The sequence below is a fragment of the Cellulomonas taurus genome (genome assembly GCF_012931845.1).
GTDB classification, from domain to species: Bacteria; Actinomycetota; Actinomycetes; order Actinomycetales; family Cellulomonadaceae; genus Cellulomonas; species Cellulomonas taurus.
Map to the genome: position 1 here is coordinate 2,445,370 of NZ_CP051884.1, position 22,740 is coordinate 2,468,109.

Consider the following 22,740-nt stretch of genomic DNA (forward strand, 5'->3'; position numbering starts at 1 on the left):
GTCACCGCCTCGTCCGCGGGTCGAGGACGCCGTAGAGGATCTCGACCAGGAAGTTCGCCACCAGCACGCTGACCGTGATCATCAGGAACAGCGCCTGCATCAGCGGGAAGTCCTGGTTGGTCACCGCGTTGTAGAGCAGATAGCCCACGCCGGGGTAGGCGAAGACCTGTTCCACCAGCAGCGAGCCGCCGACCACACCGCCGAGCGCCATGCCGAAGCCGGTGAGGTTGGGCAGGATCGCGTTCCGTGCGGCGTAGCGGATCGCCACGGTGCGACCGCGCAGGCCGTTGGCCTCGGCGAAGGTCACGTAGTCCTCGCCCAGGGTGTTGATCATCGTGTTGCGCATCCCGAGGATCCAGCCACCGAGGGAGGTGAGCAGGATCGTGATCGCCGGCAGCGCCGCGTGGTAGAGCGCGTCACCGATGAACTCCGGGGAGAAACTCGGCACCGTGCCCGCCGAGTACGCACCGGAGGTCGGGAACCACCCGGCGACGTACCCGAGGAAGAACACGATCAGCAGCGCGGTCCAGAAGTACGGGAAGGCCGACAGGAAGCTCCCGGTCATGGTCGGCAGCGAGTCCATCCAGGTGCCGCGCTTCCACGCCGCGCCGATCCCGATCAGGGTGCCGATCACGAAGGCGATGATCGTGACCAGGCCGACCATGATCAGGGTCCAGGGCAGCGCGCCGGCGACCAGTTCGGACACCTGCTGGGGGAAGAACGTGTAGGAGACCCCGAAGTCCAGGGTGACCACGTTGTGCAGGTAGCTGACGTACTGGTCCCAGATGCTGCCACCGGGGACACCCAGTTGGGTCTCGATCGCCCGCTGCACCGCCGGGGTGACCGGGCCGTTCTGGGCCAGCCGGGCGATGGCGGCGTCCGCCGGGGACCCGGGCATCAGACGCGGCAGCAGGAAGTTCAGCGTCACCGCCGCCCACAGGGTCAGCAGGAGCAGACCGAATTTGCGCAGGGCATAGCGCACCGGAGCCTCCTTCGAAGGGGTGAGGGCCGCACCCGGGCCGTGACCGACCCGGGTGCGACGGTGATCAGGAAGCCGGCTTCAGGCTGGTCAGGATGAGCAGCGGCGTCTGGTCCCAGGTCTTGGGCGACGCGTACGGGTCGTCGGCGCTCGGCCAGCCGGTGAACGACTTGGTGGAGAACAGACCCCAGGACCCGCCGTAGAACAGCGAGATCACCGGCAGCTGGTCGTAGGCGATCTGCTGCAGCTCCTGCGCGATCTCGTCCTGGCGCTGCTCGTCGACGGTGACCTTCAGCTCGTCCAGCAGGGCGTCGGCCTCCGGGGACTGGAAGCGACCGAAGTTGCCGGCCGCAGTGGTGCCGACCTCCTCGTAGAACTGGGCGCCCATCATCGCGCCGAAGTCCTGGTAGGGCTGGCCGGTCCCGCCGACCGTGCCCATCACCATGTCGAAGTCACCCGAGCGCATCTCCTTCTGGTACGCGGCGGGCTGCGGCTGCACGACCTCGACGTTGACGCCCACGGCGGCCAGCTGGTTCTTCACCTGCTGCACGCCCTGCAGCCAGTCGGACCAGCCGTTCGGGGTGGTGATCTTGATCGTCAGCTGCTGGCCGTTCGCGTCCACCAGCTGATCGCCGGACATGGTGTAGCCGGCGGCGGCGAAGTGCTCCAGCGCGGCGTCGTTGTCCTGCTCGATGATGCCCTGGTTCGGCAGATCGGGGTTCAGGATCTTCTCCTGCGAGGGCAGCATCAGACCGGACTGGCTGGCCTGGTCGACGTAGCCCTGTTCGGCCTTGTCGGCGATGGCCTGCTTGTCCAGGGCCGCGGCGATGCCCTGCCGGAAGTCCAGGTTGTTGTACGGCGCCTTGGTCATGTTCGGGATCAGCGCGATGGTCGCACCCGCCGGGTACCAGTAGGTGTTGTGGTCCGGGTTGGCGGCGACCCAGGTGTCCTCGACGTCGCTCATGAACGCGTATGCCCAGTCGTAGCCCTTGTTCACGATGTCCAGCTCGGAGTTCGCGGCTGGCTGGATCAGCTCGTCGGCCGCGACCTTGTCCGCCTGCCAGTACGACTCGTTCTTGACCAGGGTGTACTGGTTCGGGCTGAAGTCGCCGAGCGTGTACGGGCCGGTGCCGATCGGGTCCTCGTTGGCGTAGGTGACCGGGTCGGCGACGCCGGACCAGATGTGCTCCGGCACGATCATGGTCTGGGCGATGATGACCGCGGCCGGCACGTCCTCGCTGGACAGGTGCACGATCACGGCGGAGTCGTCACTGCTGTCGACCTCCGTCGACGCGATGTGCTCGCCGATCCCCTTGAGGTCGAGCTGCGGGTTCTTCATCAGCAGGTCGAAGGTGTAGACCACGTCCTCGGCGGTGAAGTCCTCGCCGTCCGACCACGTCACGCCGTCCCGCAGGTGGAAGACGATGGTGCTGGCGTCCGGCTGCTCGTAGGACTCGGCGAGCCAGGGGGTCTCCTCGCCGGACATCTCGTTGACGATCACCAGCGGCTCGTAGATGTAGCTCGCGGTGTTCCGCTTGGTCGGCGAGTACGGGTTGAAGTTGCGTTCGAAGGTCGGCGAACCGTTGTCCGCCGCGATCAGCATCGAGGTGGTGCCGTCGGCGGCGTTGCCACCGCCCGAGGTCTGGACCGGGGCCGCACAGGCCGTGGTGACCAGCACTGCCGCGGTGACAGCCGCCGCAGCGAGCGTCCAGCGCTTCATGGGTCGATCTCCTCCACATTGAGGGCGGCCCGGGCGGGCCGAACATGTGGGCGACTGTATGCGCTTACATCGAATCGGGCAACACCGGCCCCGGCGAGCCGACGCTCAGGCCGCGCAGCCGCAGGAACGCCGCAGCAGCACCCGCACCGGCAGGTTGATCGTCGCCGGAGCCAGCGTCGGGTCGGCCATCCGCAGCCGCAACCGCTCCACCGCCGCCCGACCGAGTTCGACCATCGGCTGACGCACCGTGGTCAAGGTCGGCGACACCGCCAGACCCGCGTCGATCCCGTCGAAACCGGTCAACGCGACCCGCCCGGGCACATCCACCCCGGCCGCCGACAGCTCGTCCAGGAACCCGAGCGCCGTCTGGTCGTTCGAGCAGACCAACGCCCGGGGCAGCTCCCCCGCAGCCAGCATCCGCGCCGCCAGACCGCGCGCGGTGTCCCGGGTGAAGTCACCCCGCACCGCCGGGGTGTTCGGCACCGGCAACCCCGCCTCGGCGAGCGCCGCGCAGTAGCCGAGGAACCGTTCGGCGTCGTCCGGCGCATCCGCCGGACCACCGATGAACAGCAGGTCGCGCAGCCCGTGATCGGCGATCAGGTGCGCCGTCAACGCCCGCATGCCCGCCGCGTTGTCCACGCTGATGTGATCGTGCGCGTCGCCCTCGATCCGCGGCCCGGCCATCACCACCACCGGGATCCGGCGCGCGATGTGGCTCAGCACGTCGTCCGGCACCGTCGCCGACAACACCGCCAACCCGTCCACCCGACCGGCCAGATCCGAGACCAGCGCCGCCGGCTCCGCGCCGCGGGCCACCGCGATCATCACCGCGAGCCCGGTCCGCCACGCCTCCAGCTCGGCACCGCGCATCACCTCGCCCATGTAGAGGCTGCCGGGATGGACCGCCGGCTGGTCACCGCTGTCGGTGATCACCTCCACCGTCTGCCCCACCGCGACCGGCGCGGGCAGATCGGCCGGGTCGTCGATCCCGTCCACATCCGGGAAGCACAGCCCGAGCACTCCCGTCTGCCGGGCCGCCAACCCGCGCGCCGACCCCGACGGCACGTAGCCCAGCTCCTGGATGGCCGCATGCACCAGCGCCCGAGTCTGCGCGCGCACCTCATCCGGCCGCCGCAGCACCCGCGAGACCGTGGCGATCGACGTACCCGCCCGCTCCGCCACGTCATACACCGTCGGCGTCTTCGCCACCGGTCCTCCCATACTGCGCTGGCCTCCTCGCACCGCCGAGACTACTGAAACCGACTCTCGGCGACCTCCGATGCGTCGGTCTCCGTCGTCTCGACGCCAGCACGATCGCGGCTCATGCGTCCGGGTCTTCTTCGTCGAGGCAGACCATGGCGAGGAAGAGGTCGACGCGGTCGGCCATGGTGCTCATGTCGCGGTTGGTGAGTTCTTCGATCCGCGCGATCCGGTAGCGCAGCGTGTTCGTGTGCAGGTGCAGGGTCCGGGCGGTCTCCTGCCAGGCACCGCCGCCGTCCAGGAACGCCCGCAACGTCCCGACCAGATCCGCGTTGTGCCGCTGGTCGTAGGACAGCAGTGGCGCCAGCACCTCGTGGGCGTAGCCGTGCCGGGTGCTCTCGCCCAGCATCCGCAGCAGCGCCCGGTGCCCCTGCACGTGCAGGGCGGTGGACACCAGCACCGGGTCAGTGCCCACGGCGTTCTGCGCTCGCTCCAACGCCGTCGCCAACGCCGAGTTCAACCGGCTCACCCCGGACACCGGGTCGCTGATCCCGATCCGCAGCTGACGACCCGCCAACAATGACCCGTGCTCGGCGGTCAACTGGTCGGCCAGCGGCAGCTCCGGCTCCTCCGACCCGTTCACCAGCAGGAACACCGTGTCGTCGATCGGCGCGCCCATCACCCGGTGCCCCCGCGCCGCCAGCGTGCGCTGCACCATGTCCTGCACGGCCGCCACCGGGAACCGCGGATCCTCCACCCGGGCGACCAGCACCGTCTTCTCGTCCTGCGGCGCCAGACCCTCCAGCCGCATCCGCGCCGAGATCGCCCCGGGCGATGCCTCCTGGTCCCGGATCGAGCGCACCAGCTCCGCCACCTGGGCATTGCGGGTCTGCCGCCACCGGCTGGTCAGCTCCATCTCCACCCGAAGCGCACCGACCAGGGCATCCACCGCCAGGCCCATCTCCTCCGAGAACCCCCGGTGGTCACCCCAGCAGCCGAAGAACCCGGTCCGATCCCGACCACCGATCCGGGTGACCGTCGCCGGGCCGCGCTCCCCCACCACGATCAGGCGCTGCTCCTCGTCGCGGCGCAGCATCGTGTTCCACTGCTCCGCCACCTGCACCCGCTCCGGCACCTCGCCCGCCGACGCCAGCATCGTCCCGGTCTCGTCGATCACCCAGCAGCCCACCGCGAACTCCGCGCTGAACAACGCGAGCAGCTCGCTCAGGCCGCCGCCCCGGGACACCGTGTCCGCCAGCCGCCGACTGAACTTCATCGAGCGCTCGGCCATCCCGCTCGCCGAGCCCGGCTGCCCGCCCGCGATCACATCGGCGATCCGCCGGAACGACACCCCCGGCGACACCGTCAGAAGCGTCAGCCCCAGCTCCCGCGAGCGCTCGATCACCTCGTCCGGGATCACGCCGATCTCGATCAACCCCACGACCACCGCTGCCACCTGCTGCCGCGCCAGCGCCCCGAGGAAGGTCGCCGCCCCGTCCTCGCGGTCCAGCCACAGGCCACTGGTCAGCACCAGGTCGCCCGTGGACAGGAACCGCGACGGGTCGGGCAGGTCGGTGATGTACGCGGCGGTGACCGGCCGATCCAACGCGTCGGGCTCGGCGGTCACCAGGCTCAGGCCGAGCTCCGGCGTCGCGAGCAGCTCACGGACGTCCAAGGGTCACCACCGTCCGTGCGCGCATCGGCACATCTTAGGCGGCGGTGCCGTAGCGCCGCAGAGCCGTCTCTCGGCTCCGATCAGCTAGCTGCCCCCGCGATGTTCACCAACCAGGTCACCCCGAACCGGTCGATCAGCATCCCGAACGCGTCCCCCCACGGCGCCACGGTCAGCGGCTCGATCGAGGTCGACCCCTCGGACAGCTTCTCCCAGTACCCGCGCAGCTCGGCATCGGAGTCGGCGTCGCCGCTCAGCGACACCGAGATGGCGCCACCCGGGGTGTAGTCCATCGAGTTCGGGGTGTCCGCGGCCATCAGCACCAGCCCGTTCGACCCGACCAGCTGCGAGTGCATGATCTTGTCCTGCTCGTCGGGGTCCTGGCTGACGCCGAACTCGGCGAACGTGCTGCGGGTCAGCTCACCGCCGAACACCGACTGGTAGAAGTCCATCGCCTCCCGCGCGTTGTCGCGGAAGCTCAGATACGGGGCGAGGCGCGTGGGCATGACCGGCTCCTTCGACGACGCCATGTGACACAGCTCACTGTCCAGCCGCGCCCGGTCGCCGTCAAGGGCTCAGACCAGGTCCAGCGCCGACGCCGCCGCCAGCAGCTCGTCCACCACCGCCGCCACCGCGGGACCGGGTTCACGTCGGGTCGCCCGGTGCCGCGCCACCAGCCGCCGGGACCCGAGACCCGGCACCGTCGCCACGGTGACCTGCTCCGGCAGGTCGCCCTGCAACGCCAGCGCGGGCAGCATCCCGATCCCCTGCCCGGCGGCGACCAGCGACAGCGCCACGTCGAAGTCGTAGTAGACGTGCCGGACCGTCATCGGTGCCACCGATGCGGCGATCCGGCCCAGCGCGCGCGCCGCCGCCGTCCCGGGCTCGGCGCCCAGCCAGGTCGCTCCGGCCAGGTCGCTCAACTGGGTCGGGGTCGCCACGGCAGGGGGCAGCACCGCCCGCCACGGCTCCTCCAACAGCACCACGTCCCGCTGTCCGCGCGGGACGTGACTGTCCGCGTCCTCGTCCCGCTCCAGCAGCACGATGTCGGCGTCACCCTCACGCAGCCGCCGCAGCGACTCCGCCGGCTCGCGCTCCTCGATCACCAGATCGATGCCCGGATGGCGTTCGGCGATCACCGCCAGCGCCGGAGCGATCACGGTTCGGATCGCGGTCTGGAACCCCGCCACCGTCACCCGGCCGGAGAGTTCCCCCTCCATCGCCGCCAGCGACTTGCGCGCCTCGACCAGCTCCGCCTCGATCCGTTCGGCCGCCTCGGCCAGGATCCGGCCCGCCGCCGTCAACGTCGCCCCGCGCGGCCCCCGGTCCAGCACCGCGACACCTTCTTCGGCCTCGAGGCGCTGAATCTGCTGTGACACGGCGGAGGGCGTGACATGAAGCAGATCCGCCGCTGCCAGCACCCCACCTGCCCGGTGCACTGCCAGCAGGACAGCAAGTCTTCGCGGGTCCGTTGCCAACGCTTTACTCCTTAAGCTCCGCTACATCCCTGGTCCAACTTTGTTCGATTGTGCTGAAGCGCGCAAGCGGTCAAACTCGTGGTGTCGCACCGGCTCCGGGTCGGATCGCACGGGCGACTCCCCCCACCCCTCAGCCGCTTTCGTCATGCCCGGAGAACGCCCATGTCCGCAGTCATCACCGCCCTCGGATGGGTCGGCGCGGTCACCTGCCTGATCGCCTACGTCTTCGTCACCCGCGGCACGTGGGCCCCCACCTCCGGTCGTTACCAGCTCGCCAACGTGATCAGCGGCCTGTTCATGGGCCTGGTCGCCGCGTCCTCCGGGGTGTGGCCCTCCGTGCTGACCAACGTGGTGTGGATGGTCGTCGGGGCGCACGCCGTGATGGTGGTGCTGCGGGCGCGTCGGCAGCGGGCCCGCGACCGGGCGGCGGCGGGCGCGATGATCCCGACCCAGGCGGCCGCACCGGCGATGGAGTCGACGCCGGTCGGGCTGGTCGCGGACGCGGCTCCGGTGGGGCTTGCGGCGGCCTGACCGGCTCCCGCTTCTAGAAGTCCACCAGCCGCAGCGTCACCCGCACCGGCCCACCCAACGACAACCCTTCCGCGTCCCGCACCACCCGCTTGATCGGCAGCCAATAGCCGTCCTCACCCGGGAAGATCGACGTGCGCCAGGCGGTCCCGCCGACAGTCACGTCCACCCGCACCGATCCGAACCCCCGCGTGCGGCCCTCGGCGCGGTCGAGGATCCGGTCCGACTCCTCTTCGGGCACTGTGACGAACGTCCACAGGTCGGGTCGCGCGTCCCACTTCCACAGGGGCGCGGTGAAGGTCAGGTGCATGGGGCCATGCTGCCCGAGTGAACCGACAGTGCGGCGCAGTCGTCCCGCACTGCCCCTAGCCGCGCACGCGTTCGCCCGAATCCTGCGCCAACTCGCCCTTCAGCGAGACGCCCGGCCGCATGTGGAGCCGACCCGTCATCCGGGCACGTGAACGGTCGACCATGGACGGACCTGAACGAGTATCGGTCAGAGAAACCGCCGAAAGCACGGCGTCGCACAAGGACACGGTCCCACCGACGCTCGCACCAGAGGCCTTGACCGTCGCGCCAATCTCGGCGTGATCGAGCACGACGTCCTTCCCACACGTTGCGCCCGCGAGTTGCACCCCGCCAACGACCTGCACCGAGCTCAGGTCCACGACCCCAGCGATCGAGGCACCGCCAAGAGTGATGGCCCCGAAGACACGGGAGTCCTTCATCACCAAGTCGCCACCTACATTCAAGCCCGAAAGTTGCGCCACCACGGGCTGACCGAGATTGCGCATGCCCGCCATCTTCAGATCACCATGGCATCGGGCGTCATCGAACCGAAGCTCGCGACCCCACGTTGTTCCGTTGAACGAGGCGACACCTTCGAACGCCGTACGCGCGAACCATGATCGATCGACGAACCTCGCTTCATCGAACCAGGCCGCCTTGTAGAAGGTCGCGTCGGAGAAGGACGAATCCGATTCGATGGTGGCGCCGACTAGCGTCACCGCGCCGTGAAAACGCGTCCCGTTTGCGCGGATACGCAGCCGGACGCCACGGAAGTCAAGGTCTTCGACGTCCGCGCCGGAGAGGTCAACCGTGTACACGGTGTCGCCCGCGTCGTCAGCGGGAGGGAGTAGGCGTCGCATCGCCCGCAGTGCAGCTTCCTGCACGATGTCGTCCCGGTTGCGCGCCCGGGGACGGGCCACCCGCGTCCGCGTCCGGACGACGGCGGGGATCCGGATGACCGCGCCGAGGATGTCCAGCACCGCTTGGGTACGATCGGGTTCGAGCGTGGCGAGATCGCGAAGCATCTCGATCGCACCGATGCGTGCTGCGTCCCCCTCCTCCTTCAGCATGGACACTGCCTGGCCGAAGCGCTGGTCATCGAGTCGGCGGCGTTCCATCGCCAGCTGGCTTCGATCGTGATCACGCCTGATGTTGGACAGCCACAGCGTGATCGCTCCGCCGATGACAGCGGCACACACCGAGGCAGCCTGCACCGCCTGACTCGATCGGGACGCGGCACGACCCGCCACCTCGGGAGTCGTCACGAAGACGAAGATGCCGACCGCCACTGCCACGACGATCGTGGCGATGATCGCGACCGCGACGGCGAGTCCTGCGGTCATGCGCCGACGATTCCGCCCGGCCAGAGACCGTCGCCAAGAAACGATCTGCGTGCCGATCAGTGTGGCCGATCCTGCCCCGACCGCAACCGCAACGAGCGTCAACCAAGAGTCGATGGAGTCCCGTTCCGCGAGAACCCAGGCGGCACTTACCAGCAGCAGCGCTGCCGGGATGACGATCCTCCTCAGCCGGCGATCTCCGAACACGGACGTGGGCGCAAATATCTGACCAGGCACGCCCTTACTCTTGCGCGATTCGATAACCGGGCACTGCAATGTGCGCCACCTGGGTGACCCGCGCGTGTCGCGCTCTCGGAAGCTAGAACCGCCGCCGCCCCGCCCACACCGCATGCCCCAACGGCAGCACCGACGCGAGCATCAACCCGGTCCCCCACCCCGGCGCGTCCACTCGGAGCACCGCCCCCGCGACGATCAGCCCGACGAAGACCACCGCCGACACCACCCGCCCGACAGCCCGTTCGACCGCGGCGATCCGCCGCTCGGCGGCCGGCGCGGCGACCGACAGCCGCCCCTGTTCGGCCTGCCGCAGCACGCTGTCCATCCGGCTCGGCAGACCGGCGATCACCGAGGCTGTGGCCAACGCCCGCCGGCCGAGGTCCTGGACGGTGCGCCCACCCTCGTCCCGGACCAGCGTCCCGGCATAGGGCTCGACGGCCTCCCACATGTTGAACGTGGGGTTCAGCGTGCTGCACACGCCGGACACCAGGGAGATCGCCCGGATGATCAGCAGGAAGTTCTCCGGCAGCTGCACCGGCAGGGTGCGCAGGGTGTCCCCGAACTCGTCGGCGAAGGCTGCCATCTCGCGCCGGTCGACCACTGCCAGCTCGGAGACCGCCATGCCGCCGAACCGGTCGAAGAGCTCGGTCATCGCCCGCTCCAGTCCGGCGGTGTCGGCGGTGGGCAGCAGCACACCGATCCGCTGGATCCCGGCGACCATGCCCCGGGCGTCCCGGGCGACGATCGCGATCACGACCTCCCGCAGGCCGGCGCGCAGGGTGTCCGGGATCTCGCCCATCATCCCGAAGTCGACGAATGTCAGCGTCCAGTCCGGGTCGCCCGGTGTGACGAACATGTTGCCGGGATGCGGGTCGGCGTGGAAGAAGCCGTGCACGAACAACTGCTCGAAGGTGACCCGCGCGAGCTCGTCGGCGACCGCGTTCGGGTCGATCCCCGCTGCGCGCAGCCGGTCCAGGTCGGAGATCTTGATCGCGCTGACGTCTTCCAGCGTGAGCACCCGTCCGGCCGTCCGCTCCCACGCGACCCGGGGCGTGGCGACCCGGGCGTCGTCGGCGAATCCGTCCCCGAACCGCTCGGCGCTGCCCGCCTCGTGCAGGTAGTCGATTTCCAGCAGGCTGGTGGTGGCGAACTCCTCGACGATCGCGGGCGCGTCGACCCGGGAGGACACGAACCGCACCCGGCTCAGCCACCCGGCGATCTTCCGCAGCGCCGCCAGGTCGATCCGCACGATGGTGTCGATCCCCGGCCGCTGCACCTTGACGATCACGTCGCCGAACCCGGCGTCCTCGGCCAACGCCGTCGACAGCCGGGCACGGTGCGCCTGGCCGAGCGACGCCGCCGCCACCGGCTCCGGGTCGAAGGCGGCGAAGGCCCGCTCCAACGGCACTCCGAGGTCCTGCTCGGCCACCCTCCGGATGCCGTCGAAAGGCACCGCGGGCACCTCGTCCTGCAACCCGTCCAGCTCGGCGGTGATCTCCGGCGGCAGCACGTCCAACCGGGTCGACATGAACTGCCCGACCTTGATCATCAGCCCGCCGAGCTCCAGCGCCAGCCCGTGGAACCGCCGGGCGAACCGCCGCAGGCGCTCGGTGCGGCCCCGGTCGGACAGTCCTTGCAGCCCGAACCGGGGCAGCACGAGCTCGAACCACCACTCGACCACCATGAATCGCGCGGCGAACCGTACGATCCGCCGATACCGAGCCTGCGCCTCGCGCGCCGTCAGCTCGCGGTGCCTTACCGGCATCCCTTAGCCCTCGGCGAGGATCGTGTAGATCTTCCGGCGGGCGTCGTTCACCACCTGCACCGCCTGGTCGATCTGCTCCGGTGTCGCGTCGTGCCCGAACTGGGTCAGCGCCTGCGCCAGCTTCACCCCCGCCTTCGGCAGCGCCGACGCGCGCTCGGCATTCTTGCTCTGCGCCGACTCCCACGGGGCCGAGTCCGCGTCGGCGGCGGCAGCCCTGCCCGCCTCGGTCAGCGCGTAGGTCTTCTTCTCCCCGAGCGTCTCGACCCGGACCAGCCCCTCGTCGGCCAGCAGCTGCAGCGTCGGGTACACCGATCCCGGGCTGGGCCGCCAGGTGCCGCCGCTGCGCTTCTCGATCTCGCTGATCAGCTGGTAGCCGTGCATCGGCTCCTCGGCCAGCAGCGCCAGGATCGCGGTGCGGACGTCACCACGCGCGCGGCGGGTCTGTCCGGGACGGTGCTCCAACATCTCGCGGGCGCCCTCGACCATCTCGCGCAGGCCGGAGCTGAGTCGGTCCGTGGTGAACCCTTGCATGGCAACCTCCCGAGGTAGCGATACGTACCGATATATCGTAAACCCGTGTACCGAAGCGCGCAGGGACGACAACGCCCCGGCCCGCACGATGGCGGACCGGGGCGCGGTCGACAGTGGAGGTGGCGGGAATCGAACCCGCGTCCGATGACGTGGAACCAGGGCTTCTCCGGGCGCAGTCCGCAGCTGCTTTTCTCGGCCCCCACCATCACGCGGACAAGTAGTGGACGGGCCCAGTCATCTAAAAGTCCCCGCAGCCCCGATGACAAAGGCTACGAGCAGTGGCTCCCTAGATGACGCCAGGAACTGAGACGGAAGCTAGCTCAGGCTGACGGACTTCGGGACTCGCTCAGGCGGCGAGGGCGAAGTCGGTGCGCTTGGAATCGGCACCTATAGGTTTGCATGGAGCGTTGACGAGATGACCATGCATCCTCGGCCCGCTTCCCCTGGATCGACGATCACCGTCGAAACCGATCACCCCCTGTGAAGTTGTCAAGCACCACGCGAACGCGGCACGGACAGTCTACGGCTCCAACCACGTGGTGCGCACCGTGATTCCCGACGCGGCCACGCCCGCCGTGCGGACTCCTGACCGCGCCGTCCAGCCGGGGTTCCGGGTCGCGTCGCTCGCTCCGGGTCCGGCGTGCGATCCCCCACCCTCGGCGGGACGATGCCGCGATGACGCATGATGCCGACCCCACCGATGGCCGCCGGGAGACCGTCGACGAGCGGATGGACCGCAACTGGAACGAGCTGCTGCAGGAGCTCCGGGTGGCGCAGACCGGGGTGCAGATCCTGACCGGGTTCCTGCTGACGGTGCCCTTCCAGTCGCGGTTCACGGAGCTGGACGGGTATCAGCGGTCGGTGTGCCTGGTGCTGGTGGTGCTGGCGATCACCGCGACGGCGCTGATCGTGGCGCCGGTGTCCCTGCATCGGGTGCTGTTCCGGCGGCACCGCAAGGAGTCGTTGGTGGCGCATGCCGACCGGTTGGCGCAGGCCGGGTTGGCGGCGCTGGCGCTGGTGTTGGGCGGGTCGGCGCTGCTGCTGTTCGACATCGTGCTGGGCCGGGCGGCGGGGGTGGTGGCCGGGGCGACGGTGCTGCTGGTGCTGGCGGTGCTGTGGGTGGTGGTCCCGGTCCGGTTGGCCCGGGCCGCGCGGTGACCGACCCGCGACGGCGGTGACGGGCGCGGCGAGGTCGGGTCGCCCCTGATCGCACGCGGGGCCACGATGTGCCCCATGGACCTGCCCGTGATGCCCCCGGTGAAGCCGATGCTGGCGAAGGCGGTGACCGCGATCCCGCCGGGCCACGTCGAGCCGAAGTGGGACGGCTTCCGCACGATCGTGTTCCGGGACGGCGACGAGGTGATCCTCGGCAGCCGCAACGAGAAGCCGATGACCCGGTACTTCCCGGAGCTGGTGGAGTCGATCAAGGCGAACACCCCGGACCGGTGTGTGTTGGACGGGGAGATCGTGCTGGTCGCCGGCGACCGGTTGGACTTCGACGCGCTGCAGCAGCGGATCCATCCGGCGGCGAGCCGGGTGCAGCTGCTGAGCGAGCAGACGCCGACGTCCTTCGTGGCCTTCGACCTGTTGGCGCTGGGCGACGAGGATCTGATGGGCACCCGGTTCGCCGAGCGGCGGTCGCGGCTGGTCGAGGCGCTGCACGACGCCGACGACCCGATCTTCCTCACCCCGGCGACCACCGACCCGGACGAGGCGCAGGACTGGTTCACCCGGTTCGAGGGTGCCGGGTTGGACGGGGTGGTCGCCAAGCCGCTCGACGGGATCTACCAGCCGGACAAACGGGCGATGTTCAAGGTGAAGCACCAGCGGACCGCCGACTGCGTGGTGGCGGGCTTCCGCTGGCACAAGACCGGTGACGTCCTCGGGTCGTTGCTGTTGGGGCTGTGGACCGAGGACGGCCGGTTGCAGCACGTCGGGGTCGCCGCGTCGTTCCCGATGGCCCGCCGCAAGGCGCTGGTCGAGGAGCTGGCGCCGTTGCGGACGGACGTGCAGGACCACCCGTGGTCGCAGTGGTCGGACCAAGCGGCGCACGAGGGGCAGCGGATGCCGGGGGCGGTGAGCCGGTGGAGCGGCGGGAAGGACCTGTCGTTCGTGCCGCTGCGACCGGAGCTGGTGGTCGAGGTGTCCTACGACCACATGGAGGGCGACCGGTTCCGGCACACCGCGCAGTTCCAGCGCTGGCGACCGGACCGCGACTCCGCCAGCTGCACCTACGCCCAGCTGGAGGAGCCGGTGCGCTTCGACCTGGCGGAGGTTCTGGGCCAGCATTGAGGCATGCGCATCCGCTCGATCACCCCCGATGACGCCGACGCGGTGCGGGACATCTTCGCCGCCGGGATCGCGTCCGGGAACGCCACCTTCGAGGTCGCGCCGCCGAGTTGGGCCGACTGGGACGCCAAGCATCACCCGGACCTGCGCTACCTGGCCGTGGACGACGACGGCACCGCGCTTGGCTGGGTCTCCGGCACTCCGGTGTCGGCACGGGCCGCCTACGCGGGGGTGCAGGAGCTGGGGCTGTACGTGGCCGAGCATGCCCGGGGTCGTGGCATCGGCACCGCGCTGCTGCGCACCGCCGTCGAGCGTGCGCCGGGCCTGGGGTTGTGGACCTTGCAGTCGACGATCTTCCCGGAGAACACCGGCAGCCTGACCGTGCACCGTCGGCTGGGTTTCCGAGAGGTCGGCCGCCGCGAGCGGATCGCCTTGATGACGGTGGGACCGTCCGCCGGGCGGTGGCGGGACACCCTGCTGCTGGAACTGCGACTGGCGTGAACGCGCGCAGCCGACGATCCGCTCCTAGGGTCGACCGGGTCCGATGCCCGATCCGGAAGGACCGACTCCGATGACCCGCACCCGCCCGCACGATGTCGTGGTGATCGGCTCCGGCTTCGGTGGCCTGTTCGCCACCAAGGCTCTGGCCGACGAGTCCGATGTCCGCGTGACCGTGATCGACGGCACCGCCCAGCACCTGTTCCAGCCGCTGCTCTACCAGGTGGCGACCGGTGTGCTCTCGATGGGCGAGGTCTCCCCCGCCACCCGCGAGGTGCTCAAGAACCAACGCAACGCCCGCGTCCTGATGGGCACGGTGACCGACATCGATGTCGACGCCCACGAGGTGATCTCCACCAGCCCGATCGGGGAGAAGCGCGTCCACTACGACAGCCTGATCGTGGCCGCCGGTGCCGGGCAGTCCTACTTCGGCAACGACCAGTTCGCCGACCACGCCCCCGGGTTGAAGAGCATCGACGACGCCCTGGAGCTGCGCGGGCGGATCTTCGGCTCCTTCGAGCTGGCCGAGCTGTCCACCGACCCGGAGGAACGCCGGATGCTGACCACGTTCGTGGTGGTGGGCGCCGGACCGACCGGGGTGGAGATGGCCGGACAGCTGGCCGAACTGGCGCACCGGTCGCTGCGCGGCAACTTCCGCGGCCTGGATCCGGCACAGGCGCGCATCCTGCTGGTCGACCCGGTCCCCGCGGTGCTCCCCGGCTATCCCCGCTCGCTGCAGCAGGCGGCCGCGCACACCCTGGAGGGCCTGGGCGTGGAACTGCTGATGGGCCACAAGGTGGTCGACGTCAGCTCCGACGCGGTCGAGGTCGAGGACAAAGACGGCAAGCGCACCCGGATCGCCAGCCGGTGCAAGGTGTGGGCGGCCGGGGTGGCGGCCTCACCGCTCGGCAAGATCCTGGGCGAGAAGACCGGTGCCGAGGTGGACCGTGCCGGTCGCGTGGTCGTGGAGCCGAACGGCTCGCTGCCCGGGCACCCGGAGGTGTTCGTGGTCGGCGACATGGCCTCGCGCCAGGGGGTGCCGGGGGTGGCACCGGCCGCCATGCAGACCGGCCGGTACGCGGCCGAGGAGATCCTGCGCGCCGTGCGCGGCGAACCGAGCGCCGGACCCTTCGAATACCACGACAAGGGCAGCCTGGCGACGGTCTCGCGGTTCCAGGCGGTCGCCCAGATCGGGCCGGTGCGCACCTCCGGGTTCACCGCCTGGCTGCTCTGGCTCGGCGTGCACCTGTTCTACCTGGTCGGCTTCAAGAACCGGCTGACCACGTTGCTGCACTGGACGGTGAGCTTCATCGGGCGGGGACGCTCCGAGCGGACGGCGACCTGGCAGCAGGTGGTCGGTCGCACGGCGCTCCGCAAGCACAACGCCGACCAGGCCACCGCCGAGGCGGCCAGGGAGACGACGCTCTAGCGGTCGCGCTGCTCGCGCATCGCCCGCTGGGCCTCGAGGTTGTCCTGGCGCTCGCGCAACGACTGGCGCTTGTCCCAGTCCTTCTTCCCGCGCGCCAGGGCGATCTCGACCTTGGCCCGACCGTCGAGGAAGTACAGCGACAGCGGGACGATGGTCTGACCCTTCTCCCGGGTCTTCGCCTCCCAGCGGTCGATCTCCTGGCGGTGCAGCAGCAGCTTGCGCTTGCGGCGCGGTGCATGGTTGGTCCAGGTGCCCTGCGAGTACTCGGGGATGTGCACGCCCTCGAGCCACATCTCGCCGCCGTCGATGGTGCACCAGCCGTCGACCAGTGAGGCCCGGCCGGCCCGCAGCGCCTTTACCTCGGTGCCGCTGAGCACGACACCGGCCTCCATCACGTCCTCGATGAAGTAGTCGTGGCGGGCCTTCTTGTTGGAGGCGACCAGCGCCCGTCCCTGTTGCTTGGCCATCGGCCCCTCCTTCCGCGTGTGCGATCTACCGGCCCGACAGCCTAACCGGGGACGACGGGTCGCCCCCAGTCAATTCGCTACAGGCCGAGCAGCGGCCGCGGGTTCACCGTGGCGCCGTTCACGTACACCTCGAAGTGCAGGTGGCAGGCGGCGGAGGTCCCGGTGTTGCCGGAGTAGCCCAGCAGCTGGCCCTGGGACACCGACTGCCCACCGCTGACCACGAAGGAGGTCATGTGGTTGTAGGAGGTCATCAGCGACGACCCGTTGTACAGCCCGTGGTCGACCATCACCTGGTTGCCGAAGCCGTTGCGCCACTGCGCCCACTGGACGGTGCCGTCCTTGGCCGCGTAGATCGGCGTCCCGCAGTAGGTGCGCAGGTCGATCCCGGCGTGCAGTCGGTAGTAGCCCAGGATCGGGTGCAGGCGCATCCCGTACTCGCTGGTCACGTGGATCGGGTTGATCGATGTCGGGTTGCCGAACAGCGCTCCGGTGACCGGACCGGCGGCCGGGGCGGGCTGACCCGCTGCCGCCGCGGCGGCCGCCGCGCGCTTCTGCTGCTCGGCGGCGATCGCGGCGAGCTGGTTCTCGATCTTGGTCGCCTCGGCGTCGATGGCCGCGATCTGCGACTCCACCGCTGCCTTCTGGGTGGCGAGCTGGGCCTGCTTCGCCTGCTCCTGGGAGATCAGGTCCTCGACCTCGGCCTTGCGGGCGGCCGCCTCCTGGCGGGCGGTCTCGGCCTGGGCGACCTTCGCGTCGGCGTCGGCCTTGAGGGTGGTGATCCGCTCGCGGACGGCGGTGAGCCGGGCCTGGCTGTTGCGGTTGTTCGCCTCGACGGCGGTCAGCTCGTCCAGCACCTGACCCTGGGCGCGCTGGGCGGTGTTGGCGGCGCTGTAGCTCTCGGTCAGGTCCTCGACGCTGGTCGCGCCCATCACCAGGCTGAACGCGCTGCTCTCCGAGTCACCGCCCTGGTAGGCCTGGCGTGCCATCTGACCGACCTGGGTGCGGATCTGGTCCGACTTGGCCGAGTCCTCCTCGATGGTCGCGCTGATCGTGGCTTCCTGGTCCTGGGCGTCCTGGAGCTGGCTGGCGATCAGCGCCTGCTCCCGCTCGTACCCGGCCAGGGTGGACTCCGCCGTGGCGAGTGCCTGCTGGGCGGCCGGGAGCTGCTGCTGGACCTGCTGCAACGCGATCGCGGTGTCCGCGTACTCGGCGTTCAGGCCCTCCAGGGCCGCCTCGGCGTCGGCCTTCTGCTGTTCGTTCGCCGACTGCTGGCTCTGCGCCGTCGACTTCTGGTCGTCCAGGTCGTCGGCGGCGGCGGGTCCGGCCAGCACCACACCGGCGAGCAGCGCGAGGGTGGTGGCGAGGGTTGCCGACACCGACCGACGACGGGGACGCGACTGTGCTGCCATCGACTCAGACCTTCGTGTATCGACTCAGGGTGACCAGGGAGGAGATCGCCGCCAGCAGGATGGCGACCCCGACCAGCGCCGGGGCGATCAACCACACTTCGTGCGTGGAGACGTAGGGCACCCATTGCAGGGTGCCGCCCAGCCAGTCGCCGATCACGAACTTCACGGTCGCCCACAGCCCGGCCACCGACAGCAGGGCTCCGATGGTGGCGGCGATCGCGCCCTCCAGCATGAAGGGCAGCTGGATGAACAGGTTCGACGCGCCGACCATCCGCATGATCCCGGTCTCGCGCTTCCGGCTCATCGCCGACAACCGGATGGTCGTGGTGATGAGCAGCACCGCCGCGAGCAGCATCACCCCGGCCAGGCCCACCGACAGCAGGGTCGCCCGGTTCAGCACCAGGAACAGGGTGTCGTAGATCTCGCGCTGGTCCTGCACGGTCTCCACGCCCTGACGGCCCTGGAGCACGTCGGCGACCACCTGGTACTGCTCGGGGTCGGTCAGCTTGATCCGCAGCGACTCGTTCATGTCGTCCGCGGTGATCACCTGGGACCAGAAGTTGCCGGAGAACCGCTTCTGGAACGAGTCGTAGGCCTGCTGCTTGGTCTCGGTGTAGATGTGCTCGATGTAGGGCTTGATGTCCGGGGCGTCCAGCGCCTCGGTGATCGCGTCCTTCTGCTCCTGGGTGACCTCGCCACCGGCGCAGGTCGGTTCGGTCGACTCCCCCGCCGGGCAGAGGTAGACCGACACCTCGACCTTGTCGTACCAGTCGTCCTTCATCTTGCTGATCTGCATCTGCAGCAGCGCGGCGGAGCCGACGAAGGTCAGCGACACGAAGGTCACCAGCACGACGGAGATCGCCATGGACAGGTTCCGGCGCAGGCCGATCCCCATCTCGGAGAGGATGAATTGCAGTCTCATGATCGTCCCCTCACCGGTCCGAGCCGTAGACGCCGCGGGACTGGTCGCGGACCAGCTCACCGCCGGACAGCTCGATCACGCGCTTGCGCATCTGGTCCACGATCTCGTCGTCGTGGGTGGCCATCAGCACCGTGGTGCCGGTCCGGTTGATCCGGTCGAGCAGCCGCATGATGCCCAGCGAGGTCGTCGGGTCCAGGTTTCCGGTCGGCTCGTCCGCCAGCAGGATCGCCGGGCGGTTCACGAACGCGCGGGCGATCGCCACCCGCTGCTGCTCACCACCGGACAGCTCGTGCGGACGACGCTTCTCCTTGCCCGCCAGCCCGACCATCTCCAGCACGTCCGGCACGGTGGACAGGATGTGGTGCCGGGGCTTGCCGATCACCTGCAGCGCGAAGGCGACGTTCTCGAACACCGTCTTGTTGTGCAGCAGCCGGAAGTCCTGGAACACCGCACCGATCTGGCGGCGCAGCTGCGGCACCTTCCAGTTCGACAGCGTGGTCAGGTCCTTGCCCGCGACGAAGACCTTGCCGCCGGTCGGCCGTTCCTCACGCAGCACGAGCCGCAGGAAGGTCGACTTCCCGGAGCCGGAGGCACCGACCAGGAAGACGAACTCCCCGCGCTCCACCTCGAGGGAGATCTGGTCCAGCGCGGGACGTGCGCCCCGGGCGTAGACCTTGGTGACGTTCTCGAATCTGATCACAAGCGTGGCGGGCCAGCTGTCGGGGACGGGAGGGTCGTGCGCCTGGCCTTCGGGCACGGTACGCAGCCCGGTGCCGTGACCCGACCGTGACACGCCGCCCGCTCGCTGTGAAGCGGGGCACCCCGCCCGGTATGCGCGGTTTGTCAGTCGATCGAGGCGGACCGGCGCCAGCGGATGCCGGCCTCGATGAAGCCGTCGATGTCACCGTCGAACACCGAGGCGGTGTTGCCGACCTCGTGCTCGGTGCGCAGGTCCTTGACCATCTGGTACGGGTGCAGCACGTAGGAGCGCATCTGGTCGCCCCAGGACGCCTTGATGTCGCCGGCCAGTTCCTTCTTCTTCGCGTCCTCCTCGGCCTTGCGGACCAGGAGCAGGCGGGACTGCAGCACGCGGAGCGCGGCGGCCCGGTTCTGGATCTGCGACTTCTCGTTCTGCATCGAGACCACGATGCCGGTCGGGATGTGGGTCATCCGCACCGCGGAGTCGGTGGTGTTCACCGACTGACCACCCGGGCCCGAGGAGCGGAACACGTCGACCTTGATCTCGTTCTCCGGGATCTCGATGTTGTCGTCGCTCTGCTCGATCAGCGGGATGACCTCGACGGCGGCGAACGAGGTCTGGCGGCGGCCCTGGTTGTCGAAGGGCGAGATCCGCACCAGGCGGTGCGTCCCGGCCTCGACCGACAGGTGACCGAAGGCGTAGGGGGCCTTCACCTCGAAGGTCGCGGACTTCAGCCCGGCCTCCTCGGCGTAGGAGGTGTCCAGCACCGAGGTCGGGTACCCGTGGCGCTCGGCCCAGCGCAGGTACATCCGCATCAGCATCTCGGCGAAGTCCGCCGCGTCCACACCACCGGCACCGGCCCGGATCGTCACGACCGCCTCACGCTGGTCGTACTCGCCGTTCAGCAGGGTGCGGACCTCGAGCTCGCCCAGGTCCTTGCGGATGGTCTCCAGCTCGGCCTCGGCCTCGGCCAGGGTCTCGGCGTCGCCACCGTCCTCGGTGGCCATCTCGACCAGGGTCTCCAGGTCGTCGATCCGGGCCGCCAGCTTGTCCACCCGGTCCAGCTCGGCCTGGGTCGAGGACAGGGCGCTGGTGACCTTCTGCGCCGCCTCGGGGTCGTCCCAGAGGTCGGGGGCCGACGCCTGCTCGGTGAGCTGGGCGATCTTGGCCTGGAGGGCGGTGGGGTCGGAGACCGCCTGGATCGTGCCCAGCGTGGAACGCAGGTCGCGGATCTCGGCGGGGAAGTCGGTGGCTGCCACGACGAGTCAGGCTACCGTCCCACGGCGCCCACCGGTGACCGACTAGCGTGTGAGCGTGAACATCCCCTTCCCTTCCGGGACCCAGCACACCCTGACCCTCGGTGAGCAGCGGGCAGTGATCGCCGAGGTCGGCGCGAGCGTCCGCGAGTTCTCCGTGGGCGGCCGGGACGTGGTGCTGCCGTTCCCCGCCGAGCAGATCCCGCCCGCGTTCTCCGGTGCCGTGCTGGCCCCGTGGCCCAACCGCCTGGCGGACGGTCAGTACACCTGGCTCGGCGTCGAGCACCAGGTCCCGCTGACCGAGCCGGACCGGCGCAACGCGCTGCACGGGCTGGCCGCACAGGTGCGCTGGACCGCCGTCGAGGTCGGTGCCGACGCCGTGACCTTGCAGCACGACCTGGTGCCGACGCCCGGGTACCCGTTCCCGCTGCGACTGACCGCGTCCTATCGCCTGACCGCCGACCGCGGCCTGACCGTGCAGGTCACCGCGACCAACCTGGGCGACCAGCCCGCACCCTACGGGGTCGGCTTCCACCCGTGGCTGTCCCCCGGCGACGCGACGGTCGACGAGTGCACGCTGCGGGTGGACGCCGCCGCCATCGTCACCGTCGACGACCGCCTGCTGCCCACCGGCACCGCCCCGCTGACCGGGTCCGCCGACCGGCGCAGCCCGCAGCCGCTGGCCGGGGTCGCCCTCGACGACGCGTTCCTGGACGTGAACCGGGACGCCGACGGCCTGTCCTGGATCGTGCTCGGCTCCCCCGACGGCCACGGGTCGGCGGTCTGGATGGACGGGTCGATGGACACCTGGCAGGTCTGCACCGGCAACGGCATCCCGACGATCAACCGGCGCGGGGTGGCCGCCGAACCGATGAGCTGCATCGCGGACGCCTTCCGCACCGGTGAGCGCCTGGTCCGGATCGAGCCGGGTGCCGCGCACACCGTCACCTGGGGCATGACCCTGGTCTGAGGCCGGAGACGACGAGGCCCCCTCCGGATGATCCGGAGGGGGCCTTCGTCTGTCACTCGCCGTAGTAGAACCCGTCGGTCTGCACCTTGGTGTACTCCCAGTGCCAGCGCTCGTACGGGCCGGAGCCGCCGGGCTTGGCCCACGCGGGGTTCTCCCAGCCGAAGGTGGCCGCGTTCTCGTTCAGCCAGTCCCACTGCACGCCGGTGGTCAGACCGGAGCAGAAGTCGACCGCCAGGCCGAAGCCGTGGTTGGACTTGCCGGTGGCCGCCGCGAAGCTGCCACGGGACGCCTTCACCGCGCTCTGCTGCGCCAGGGTCCGGTAACCGGAGGACAGGCACATGTCCGAGCCGAACTTCGCGACGTACATCGCGTTCAGCTCGGCCAGTGCCTCGGCGGCGTCGGCCCGCAGCTGGGTGCCGCCGTCCCACAGGGTGCACAGGTCGGCGGAGGGCAGCTGTCCGTTCGGCGCGTTCGGGTTGGCCACCTGACCGGAGCAGCCGGGCAGGATCTCCCGCTCGGCACTGCGGCTGGCGGCCACCTCGCTGCGCACCTCGGCGGCGTCGGTGGACAGCAGCGACGACGGCGGCACCAGGGTCGATCCCGGCGTGCCGGTCAGCGCCTCGACGGTGCTGGGCAGGTTCGCGTCGTCCACGGTCGACTCACCGGTGGCGGCGACCGAGCGGTCCTCGTGCTGGGTCAGCGGGACGGCGACCGTGACGGCCGCCAGCGTGACGAGCACGCCGGAACGAACACCCCAGCGCGCGGCCGGGTGACCGGTGTGCGCAGGCTTGTCCTGGGCGACGGCCGGGGCCGCGGGGGTGGGGCGACGACGGGAGCGCCGGGTGCCGGCCTGCTCCGCCTCTCGCAGCTGCCGACGGGTCGCCGGTGCGGCGATGTCGGCGGGCGCGATCTGCGACGCCACGGGACCTCCGTTGTGGTGCGGACATGGGGATCCCCGGTGACCCGGACACAGGTCGACCCTGTGGGAGGGATCCGGGGGAACGATCACGGAACAATAACGGCTGCGGGCACTCGGTTCCAAGACCCCTGATCAGATCCGGT

Annotated in this window: 22 protein-coding genes and 1 other RNA gene; 6 read left to right on the forward strand and 17 right to left on the reverse strand. The window is 70.0% G+C overall.

Going from position 1 to position 22,740, the window contains the following annotated elements:
- Nucleotide 1 precedes the first annotated feature (1 nt).
- The 6 genes from HGK68_RS11350 to HGK68_RS11375 all read right to left on the reverse strand — a co-directional run bounded on the left by HGK68_RS11350 (nucleotide 2) and on the right by HGK68_RS11375 (nucleotide 7,010).
- Nucleotides 2-982 carry an ABC transporter permease gene (locus HGK68_RS11350; RefSeq protein ID WP_169166057.1) on the reverse strand — a complete coding sequence of 327 codons (981 nt, stop codon included), beginning with the start codon at nucleotides 980-982 and terminating at the stop codon, nucleotides 2-4.
- Nucleotides 983-1,046: 64 nt separating this feature from the next.
- A complete protein-coding gene (locus HGK68_RS11355; protein WP_169166058.1) occupies nucleotides 1,047-2,699 on the reverse strand; it encodes an ABC transporter substrate-binding protein in 1,653 nt (550 codons plus the stop codon).
- A gap of 105 nt (nucleotides 2,700-2,804) precedes the next feature.
- Nucleotides 2,805-3,908, reverse strand: coding sequence for a LacI family DNA-binding transcriptional regulator (locus HGK68_RS11360; RefSeq protein ID WP_216859259.1), 1,104 nt, complete (start codon nucleotides 3,906-3,908; stop codon nucleotides 2,805-2,807).
- A gap of 112 nt (nucleotides 3,909-4,020) precedes the next feature.
- Nucleotides 4,021-5,574, reverse strand: a complete 1,554-nt coding sequence (locus tag HGK68_RS11365) for a PucR family transcriptional regulator (protein WP_169166060.1) — start codon at nucleotides 5,572-5,574, stop codon at nucleotides 4,021-4,023.
- An 80-nt stretch (nucleotides 5,575-5,654) separates the two neighbouring features.
- The gene (locus HGK68_RS11370) at nucleotides 5,655-6,077 is read right to left on the reverse strand and encodes a VOC family protein (protein ID WP_169166061.1); all 423 of its coding nucleotides are present in this window, start codon (nucleotides 6,075-6,077) and stop codon (nucleotides 5,655-5,657) included.
- A 69-nt stretch (nucleotides 6,078-6,146) separates the two neighbouring features.
- Nucleotides 6,147-7,010: a LysR family transcriptional regulator gene (locus tag HGK68_RS11375; protein ID WP_246260745.1), complete on the reverse strand. Its 864-nt coding sequence runs from the start codon at nucleotides 7,008-7,010 to the stop codon at nucleotides 6,147-6,149.
- Between the two features lie 201 nt (nucleotides 7,011-7,211).
- Here HGK68_RS11375 and HGK68_RS11380 point away from each other — a divergent pair, with 201 nt between their 5' ends.
- Nucleotides 7,212-7,580, forward strand: coding sequence for a CBU_0592 family membrane protein (locus HGK68_RS11380; protein ID WP_206155740.1), 369 nt, complete (start codon nucleotides 7,212-7,214; stop codon nucleotides 7,578-7,580).
- 13 nt (nucleotides 7,581-7,593) lie between these two features.
- On the opposite strand, the gene HGK68_RS11385 is transcribed toward HGK68_RS11380, so the two are convergent.
- From HGK68_RS11385 to ssrA, 5 genes are all read right to left on the reverse strand, one after another.
- Nucleotides 7,594-7,887 (reverse strand): DUF1905 domain-containing protein, encoded by a 294-nt coding sequence (locus HGK68_RS11385; protein ID WP_169166063.1) that lies wholly within the window; start codon nucleotides 7,885-7,887, stop codon nucleotides 7,594-7,596.
- Between the two features lie 55 nt (nucleotides 7,888-7,942).
- Nucleotides 7,943-9,208 carry a pentapeptide repeat-containing protein gene (locus tag HGK68_RS11390; protein WP_169166064.1) on the reverse strand — a complete coding sequence of 422 codons (1,266 nt, stop codon included), beginning with the start codon at nucleotides 9,206-9,208 and terminating at the stop codon, nucleotides 7,943-7,945.
- Nucleotides 9,209-9,524: 316 nt separating this feature from the next.
- A complete protein-coding gene (locus HGK68_RS11395) occupies nucleotides 9,525-11,126 on the reverse strand; it encodes an ABC1 kinase family protein (protein ID WP_246260312.1) in 1,602 nt (533 codons plus the stop codon).
- Between the two features lie 84 nt (nucleotides 11,127-11,210).
- Entirely contained in the window at nucleotides 11,211-11,738 is a 528-nt protein-coding gene (locus HGK68_RS11400) for a PadR family transcriptional regulator (RefSeq protein ID WP_169166066.1), read from the reverse strand.
- Between the two features lie 111 nt (nucleotides 11,739-11,849).
- Nucleotides 11,850-12,217, reverse strand: a transfer-messenger RNA (tmRNA) gene (gene ssrA, locus HGK68_RS11405).
- Nucleotides 12,218-12,413: 196 nt separating this feature from the next.
- On the opposite strand from ssrA, the gene HGK68_RS11410 reads away from it, so the two are divergent.
- The 4 genes from HGK68_RS11410 to HGK68_RS11425 all read left to right on the forward strand — a co-directional run bounded on the left by HGK68_RS11410 (nucleotide 12,414) and on the right by HGK68_RS11425 (nucleotide 15,954).
- The gene (locus tag HGK68_RS11410) at nucleotides 12,414-12,896 is read left to right on the forward strand and encodes a DUF6328 family protein (protein WP_169166067.1); all 483 of its coding nucleotides are present in this window, start codon (nucleotides 12,414-12,416) and stop codon (nucleotides 12,894-12,896) included.
- Between the two features lie 75 nt (nucleotides 12,897-12,971).
- Complete coding sequence (locus HGK68_RS11415) at nucleotides 12,972-14,030, forward strand: ATP-dependent DNA ligase (RefSeq protein WP_169166068.1); 1,059 nt, start codon at nucleotides 12,972-12,974, stop codon at nucleotides 14,028-14,030.
- Between the two features lie 3 nt (nucleotides 14,031-14,033).
- The gene (locus HGK68_RS11420; protein WP_169166069.1) at nucleotides 14,034-14,528 is read left to right on the forward strand and encodes a GNAT family N-acetyltransferase; all 495 of its coding nucleotides are present in this window, start codon (nucleotides 14,034-14,036) and stop codon (nucleotides 14,526-14,528) included.
- A 70-nt stretch (nucleotides 14,529-14,598) separates the two neighbouring features.
- A complete protein-coding gene (locus HGK68_RS11425) occupies nucleotides 14,599-15,954 on the forward strand; it encodes an NAD(P)/FAD-dependent oxidoreductase (protein ID WP_206155741.1) in 1,356 nt (451 codons plus the stop codon).
- Here HGK68_RS11425 and smpB read toward each other — a convergent pair.
- The 5 genes from smpB to prfB form a co-directional block, all read right to left on the reverse strand.
- Nucleotides 15,951-16,421 (reverse strand): SsrA-binding protein SmpB, encoded by a 471-nt coding sequence (smpB, locus tag HGK68_RS11430; RefSeq protein WP_169166071.1) that lies wholly within the window; start codon nucleotides 16,419-16,421, stop codon nucleotides 15,951-15,953. The genes HGK68_RS11425 and smpB overlap by 4 nt on opposite strands.
- A 77-nt stretch (nucleotides 16,422-16,498) precedes the next feature.
- Nucleotides 16,499-17,830 carry a M23 family metallopeptidase gene (locus tag HGK68_RS11435; RefSeq protein ID WP_169166072.1) on the reverse strand — a complete coding sequence of 444 codons (1,332 nt, stop codon included), beginning with the start codon at nucleotides 17,828-17,830 and terminating at the stop codon, nucleotides 16,499-16,501.
- A 4-nt stretch (nucleotides 17,831-17,834) separates the two neighbouring features.
- A complete protein-coding gene (ftsX, locus tag HGK68_RS11440; RefSeq protein ID WP_169166073.1) occupies nucleotides 17,835-18,752 on the reverse strand; it encodes a permease-like cell division protein FtsX in 918 nt (305 codons plus the stop codon).
- Between the two features lie 10 nt (nucleotides 18,753-18,762).
- Nucleotides 18,763-19,452 (reverse strand): cell division ATP-binding protein FtsE, encoded by a 690-nt coding sequence (ftsE, locus tag HGK68_RS11445; RefSeq protein WP_168629714.1) that lies wholly within the window; start codon nucleotides 19,450-19,452, stop codon nucleotides 18,763-18,765.
- A 143-nt stretch (nucleotides 19,453-19,595) separates the two neighbouring features.
- On the reverse strand, nucleotides 19,596-20,711 hold the full coding sequence (gene prfB, locus HGK68_RS11450; protein ID WP_169166074.1) for a peptide chain release factor 2: 1,116 nt from the start codon (nucleotides 20,709-20,711) through the stop codon (nucleotides 19,596-19,598).
- A gap of 55 nt (nucleotides 20,712-20,766) precedes the next feature.
- Here prfB and HGK68_RS11455 point away from each other — a divergent pair, with 55 nt between their 5' ends.
- Entirely contained in the window at nucleotides 20,767-21,678 is a 912-nt protein-coding gene (locus HGK68_RS11455) for an aldose 1-epimerase family protein (RefSeq protein WP_169166075.1), read from the forward strand.
- 52 nt (nucleotides 21,679-21,730) lie between these two features.
- Here HGK68_RS11455 and HGK68_RS11460 read toward each other — a convergent pair whose 3' ends face one another.
- Nucleotides 21,731-22,600: a M15 family metallopeptidase gene (locus HGK68_RS11460; RefSeq protein WP_246260313.1), complete on the reverse strand. Its 870-nt coding sequence runs from the start codon at nucleotides 22,598-22,600 to the stop codon at nucleotides 21,731-21,733.
- Nucleotides 22,601-22,740: the final 140 nt, after the last annotated feature.